The organism is Acinetobacter sp. Ac_3412 (assembly GCF_013072675.1).
Classification (GTDB): domain Bacteria; phylum Pseudomonadota; class Gammaproteobacteria; order Pseudomonadales; family Moraxellaceae; genus Acinetobacter; species Acinetobacter higginsii.
The window spans coordinates 1-7,221 of the sequence record NZ_LXUJ01000008.1; the positions used below are offsets into that span (position 1 = coordinate 1).

Below are 7,221 nucleotides of genomic sequence, written 5' to 3' on the forward strand. Positions count from 1 at the left end.
TGCTCTTCCGATCGTTGTGCCACCAAAGTTGATGCCTTTGTCCGCTGTTGCTTTAACGCTGGTGATCGCACCATCAATCGTGTTCGAGCCTGTGCCGCCAATGTTACTTGTGGTAATTGCACCCGTCGTTGCATCAATCGTCGTGTTGCCACCGATGATATTTTTAGCATTATTAGCTGTATTAAATAATTGGCTACCATTGATTGCATCTGTAGAACTTGCATTTACTGCACCAGCTTTTACATTAGTAATCTTTTTATTGCCAACATCTAAGCCATTTGCTGTACCCGTTAAGGTAACTGCATTCCCACCACTACCAATCGTTGAGCTACCTGTTACAACACTATTGCCATTCACTTGTTGGCCAGTTGATGTCACTGTGCCTGCAAAGTTAGGTGCATCTGCAATTTGGATTGCTATTGCACCTGTTTGATCGGTGACTGTTTTTACATTCGCGCCACTATAAGTACCTGCTGTACTCGCTGCACCACTAATCGCTATGCTTTCACCTAACTTACGATCTACATCAGTTGTATCACCTGATTTTCTTGCATTTCCTGTAAAGGTAATCGCTTTGTTTGCTTGCGTGCTTACCGTGTCTAACTGACCTTTGTTTACCGCATCTGTGGTTGCTGTTCCTGCAGTAACATTCGTGATTTTTTGACTACCTGCATTGATGCCTGTCGTGGTAACACTTGGACCACCTGTGATCGTTAAACCACTGTTATCAATCTTGCTATTGCCTGTAGTGACACTACCATTGGTACCTAAATTAACAGTTTCAGCTAATTTAATATCAAGTTGGTTACTACCATTCGATACCACACCAATATTGCCGCTGGTTAAAGTACCTGTCGCGCCACCTTTAACATTCAGGTCTTCACCTAATTTACGGGTTGCCTTAGTTCCTGAATCACCCACAAAACCAAGCGGATTATCAGCTAAAGTTTGTACTTTCCCATCAACATAAGTCTTGTTGGTTGCATCGCTACCGACTGTTGGAGCTGCTACATTGGTAATCTTTTTACCACCAACATCTAAGCCATTTGCTGTACCCGTTAAGGTAACTGCATTCCCACCACTACCAATCGTTGAGCTACCTGTTACAACACTATTGCCATTCACTTGTTGGCCAGTTGATGTCACTGTGCCTGCAAAGTTAGGCGCATCTGCAATTTGGATTGCTATTGCACCTGTTTGATCAGTGACTGTTTTTACATTCGCGCCGCTATAAGTACCTGCTGTACTCGCTGCACCACTAATCGCTATGCTTTCACCTAACTTACGATCTACATCAGTTGTATCACCTGATTTTCTTGCATTTCCTATAAAGGTAATCGCTTTGTTTGCTTGCGTGCTTACCGTGTCTAACTGACCTTTGTTTACCGCATCTGTGGTTGCTGTTCCTGCAGTAACATTCGTGATTTTTTGACTACCTGCATTGATACCTGTGGTTTTATCAATAACCACACCACCAACAGTCACTTTATCTGCTGTAACGCCTGCATTATTAATAACAGTATTACCTGTTGTCACACTACCATTGGTACCTAAATTAACGGTCTCAGCTAATTTAATATCAAGTTGGTTACTACCATTCGATACAACACCAATATTGCCGCTGGTTAAGGTACCTGTCGCGCCACCTTTAACATTCAGGTCTTCACCTAATTTACGGGTTGCTTTAGTTCCTGAATCACCCACAAAACCAAGCGGATTATCAGCTAAAGTCTGTACTTTCCCATCAACATAAGTCTTGTTGGTTGCATCACTGCCAACCGTTGGTGCTGCTACATTGGTAATCTTTTTACCACCAACATCTAAGCCATTTGCTGTACCCGTTAAGGTAACTGCATTCCCACCACTACCAATCGTTGAGCTACCTGTTACAACACTATTGCCATTCACTTGTTGGCCAGTTGATGTCACTGTGCCTGCAAAGTTAGGTGCATCTGCAATTTGGATTGCTATTGCACCTGTTTGATCGGTGACTGTTTTTACATTCGCGCCGCTATAAGTACCTGCTGTACTCGCTGCACCACTAATCGCAATAGTTTCACCTAGCTTGCGATCAACATCTTTTGTATCACCTGATTTTCTTGCATTCCCTGTAAAGGTAATCGCTTTATTTGCTTGCGTGCTTACCGTGTCTAACTGACCTTTGTTTACCGCATCTGTGGTTGCTGCACCATCAGCAACATTGGTGATCACCTTGCTACCAGCATTGATCCCTGTCGTGGTAACACTTGGACCACCTGTAATCGTTAAACCACTGTTGTTAATCTTGGTATTACCTGTAGTCACACTACCATTGGTACCTAAATTAACGGTCTCAGCTAATTTAATATCAAGTTGGTTACTACCATTCGATACAACACCAATATTGCCGCTGGTTAAGGTACCTGTCGCGCCACCTTTAACATTCAGGTCTTCACCTAATTTACGGGTTGCCTTAGTTCCTGAATCTCCAACAAAGCCTAATGACTTCAAAACCTCAGTATTTAAATTTGAAATTGCCTGAGGAACAGTAGTCGCAGCAGCATAAGTTGTACCATCTGTTTTGTTAATCACATAACTTGGAAGAGCAACTGTTCCTGTTTTAGCAGCAGCATCAATCCCTGTTGAGCCTAAAATTGCAGCAACCTGATTGAGTTGTGATACATTTGTAGCGTCATTTGCTTTATAACCATTTGCTACGTTTGTTAAACGCATAAAGCGATTTGTAGCCCAAGTCCCACTCTTTGTCCCAGAATAATATCTATCATCACCAGCTGCGTGACCAAAAGAAACCGTATCATCCTCAACTACACTAGACTCTGCTCCGAGTGCATATGAGTTTTTACCTAGTGCAGAAGCATCATTACCAATAGCAACAGCACCTTTACCATCCAAAGTATTCTCTTTGGAATCTGCATAAGCACCGCTACCAATTGCCACAGAACCACGGCTCATTGCTTGAGCGTTATTTCCGATTGCTGTTGTATAAGCTTCCCCTGCTACTGAACTTGGACCAAGAACGACTGCACCAGTACCAGTAGCAACAGCAGCTCGACCAATAGCTACCGCATCTGTGCCTTTTGCACAAGTTTGACCACTATCACTGCCAATCGCAATTGCACCAGTAGCTTCACCACCAGTACCAGCACTTGTCGCTGTACAATTTGTTCTTGTACTACCATTACCACCTTCATAACCTGCGAAAGCAAACGTTGTTGTAAATACTGTAAAAATGGCAACAGATAACGCTTTGTAATTAAATAATTTAGCTAAGCTATTTTGCTGTTCTTGCAGATCTAAACAAGCAACCGGACCAACGCTTCCGCTCTTTTTAGTTTTTGTTTTAGCAAGTTCCGAAACCGCTACCCAAACACCCAACGAGGCGTTCCATACAACCTTATAAACCTTATTCATAATATTTTTCCAAACGCAGATAAAAGTTACAACGTGTTCACTTATGTGTACAAGTCTGTCTATTAAGTAAAGAAATGTAATTTATTGCTTATAAAATAACTTTTTTAAAACGAGAAGTAAATCACACTAACACACAACGTACACCCACTAGATCACCGATTAGGATGAATATTATATTTTTTGTTTTAAATTTTAATTTATTAAAAATCAGTATTTAAATTTTAATAATCAATAAAAAACTAATCTCATATTTTTCAAATTATGCAAATCTATATACAAAAAAAGTCGATACATGACATAAATTGACATTTCTCTTCTAATTTTATTTCCAAATTTCGCATAAATATTTGTATCTAAATGTCAAAAAACAAAAAAGCCAGCATACATGCTGGCTTTTTTCTCAAGTATTCTACCAAGTTACATTGACACGTCTATTTGGTGCTAAGCAACCAACCAATTGTGCATTTGCTTTATTACCTGCGCATTGTTGATATAAATCAGTCTGGCTATTGGCTTGAATTTGGATACGATTCGAATCAATTCCTTGATTCACCAACAACTTCGCCACAGTGTTGGCACGTTGTGATGATAATTGTTGGTTATAAGCAAATTTACCTAATGGATCTGCAAAACCTGCAACAACAATTGGACCTGTCGAATTGCTTTGTTTAATACGTTCTGCAATTGAAGCGACAGAACTAGAACCTTGTTCAATCGCATTTGTATTAAAACGGTCAAATGCAAAAAACACACTGCCTGAACGTGCACCATTTACATTGGCATCATTTGGAACTTGATTATTAGCCCCCCAAGCCATTAAGCCTTCACATGCTTCACCTTTCCAAGATAATCTTTCTGAAAGATATTTTTTATCGAAATCGACACGTAATTGGCAACGTAAATAGTCTTGGCTATTCGGCTGACGAATATCTAAAACATAGTTCCAAGTTTTGACAAAGAATACGCCTTCGCTAAATTGAGGATGGCCCAAAATGTGACGAATTTGATCTTTGGTCAGACCTGTATCTAAACGTGCAACATTATCATATTCATAACGCTGTACTTGTTTTAAATAGCTTTTCTCAACCGCTGGAAACTTAATTTCTTCTTGCTGAGCCACAACTTCTTCTTGTGCAAAAGTAGTGGTTGTTGTTAAACCGACTAAAGTTGCCATCATCAAAATTTGAATATTCTTGTTCATTTCTTTACTCACAATATCTGTTGGATAAGGAGAGTCTAGGACTCTCCTTATTGAAGGCAATTAGTCAATAATTGTACTTACACCAATACGTACTAATGGGCTACCTTGGCTGCCTAAAGCAGCACCCGTTGTCAATGACCAGCGACCATTATCGGCAGTACGACGGAACGTCACACCTACTGCATTTTGATCGTTGTAGTAGGCCGCACCGACTGCCATGGTTAACTTACCTGGTACATAAGGTGCTTGCTCAAGTGCAGCTGTTGCAGCAATACCCGCAGACATTTTGTCTTCCAAATTGTCGATACGTTTGTTGGTGTCATAGAACACTTGTTGTAACTGATCACCAAGGTTGTTGATCTTGTTACCCAACTCTTGATTTGACTGGTTCAAACTTCCAATCGCATCATTAATATTGTTCTTACCTGTACCACCGATATTGTTGGTCGTAATACTGCCATCTTGATTAACAACCGTCTCACCGCCAATACTGTTCTTGATACTGTTCGAGATGTTATGGATCTGGCCACCATTCACGGCTTGGTTAGAACCCGCTTTGATTTCACCGTCCTTAACACCTTGCACCACACGATCACCATCTTTACCGGCCATATTGATACTTGTACCGCCTGTATCTTTACCAACGGTAATTTCACCATTTGGCGTCTGTTGCTGAACTAGACCAGACTTACCATTGTTGATGTTATTGATGTTGTTATTGATGTTCTGAATATCATTTGAGTTTTTATCAACTTGCTTCTGAACATCCCATAACTGACCACCATTTACAGCATCTTTAGAACCTTCTTCAACCTTACCATCAGCAACATTTTTCAGGTTTGTGCCTTTATCACCACCGCCTAAAGTCACAGAGTTTTTATCAACATTGCCATCTTTGTCTTTGTCATACTTCACAGCGTTGTCTGACAAGTCACCGATTTCTTTGCCGATTTGGTCTTTAACATCATTGATTTGCTTATCAAGCTGACCTTTATTTACCGCATCTTTTGCATCAACACCATCAGCGACATTGGTAATTTTCTTACCGCCTGCATCAATGCCGTTAATTGTGATACTTGGACCACCCTTAATCGTTAAACCATTGTTATTAATAACGGTGTTGCCAGTGGTGATGCTGTCGAACTTCGCATCTTTCAACAATTCAACTTTGATACCATCTGCTGTGGTACGTGTAATGACGTTTTCACCACTGGTTTTGTCTTCTGCTGTTGCAGCATCAGCGCCACCAACAATGTTTAACTTCTCACCCAACTTACGATGAACATCTGCACCTGCATTACCTGCAAAGTTCAGACCTTTATTGGTCAGATCATTAACACCTGTAGTAACTTTGTCATCTACCGACTTGATTGCATCATTAATGTTGTCTTTACCAGTTCCACCAATGTTATTGGTCGTGATGCTACCGTCTTTATTAACAGTCGTATCACCACCAATGCTGTTCTTGATGCTGTCAGAAATATTCTGAATCTGACCGCCATTCACCGCATCTTTAGAACCATTCGCGATTGAACCATCTGCAACATTGGTAATGACTTTATTACCTGCATTGATGCCATCTTTGGTAATACTTGGACCATCTTTAATGGTTAAACCCTTGTCGTTTAATACAGTATCACCAGTCGTGATGCTGTCTAAATTAAGGTCTTTCTTGGTTGAAACTTCGTAGTTGGTACTACCATCTTTATTGGTCGTCTCTTTAACAACGATGTTGTCGCCTTCAGTCACTGTGGTTTTCGCTTTAGTTGCAGCGTCTTTCACATTGCTGATTGCATCATTGATGTTGTTTTTACCTGTACCACCAATATTGTTGGTTACTATACTGCCATCTGGATTAACCGTTGTGTTACCACCAATGCTGTTCTTGATGCTGTCAGAGATATTCTGAATCTGACCACCATTCACTGCATCTTTTGAACCTTTGGCAATTGAACCATCAGCAACATTGCTAATGACTTTATCGCCTGCATTGATGCCATCTTTAGTGATGCTCGGACCATCTTTAATGGTCACACCCTTGTCGTTTACTACCGTGTCGCCAGTGGTGATGCTGTCGAACTTCGCATCTTTCAACAATTCAACTTTAATGCCGTCTGCTGTGGTACGCGTAATCACATTTTCACCGCTGGTTTTGTCTTCTGCTGTCGAAGCATCAGCACCACCAACGATATTTAACTTCTCACCCAACTTACGATGTACATCCGCACCTGCATTACCTGCAAAGTTTAGACCTTTATTGGTCAGATCATTAACACCTGTAGTGACTTTGTCATCAACCGACTTGATTGCATCATTGATGTTGTCTTTACCAGTTCCACCAATGTTATTGGTCGTGATGCTACCGTCTTTATTAACAGTCGTGTTACCGCCGATGCTGTTCTTAATGCTGTCAGAAATATTCTGAATCTGACCACCATTCACTGCATCTTTTGAACCTTTGGCAATTGAACCATCAGCAACATTCGTAATGACTTTATCGCCTGCATTGATGCCATCTTTGGTGATGCTCGGACCATCTTTAATGGTTACACCCTTGTCGTTTAATACCGTGTCGCCAGTGGTGATGCTGTCGAATTTCGCATCTTTCA

The 7,221-nt window shown here is 40.8% G+C and carries 3 protein-coding genes; all 3 read right to left on the reverse strand.

Annotated elements, in window-relative coordinates; genetic code table 11:
* The coding region (locus A7P54_RS07630; RefSeq protein ID WP_289846859.1) for an ESPR-type extended signal peptide-containing protein at positions 1-3,411 on the reverse strand (3,411 nt) is incomplete at its 3' end.
* A gap of 409 nt (positions 3,412-3,820) precedes the next feature.
* On the reverse strand, positions 3,821-4,612 hold the full coding sequence (locus A7P54_RS07635; RefSeq protein ID WP_171549218.1) for an OmpA family protein: 792 nt from the start codon (positions 4,610-4,612) through the stop codon (positions 3,821-3,823).
* A gap of 60 nt (positions 4,613-4,672) precedes the next feature.
* The coding region (locus tag A7P54_RS18965) for a YadA-like family protein (protein WP_252728601.1) at positions 4,673-7,221 on the reverse strand (2,549 nt) is incomplete at its 5' end.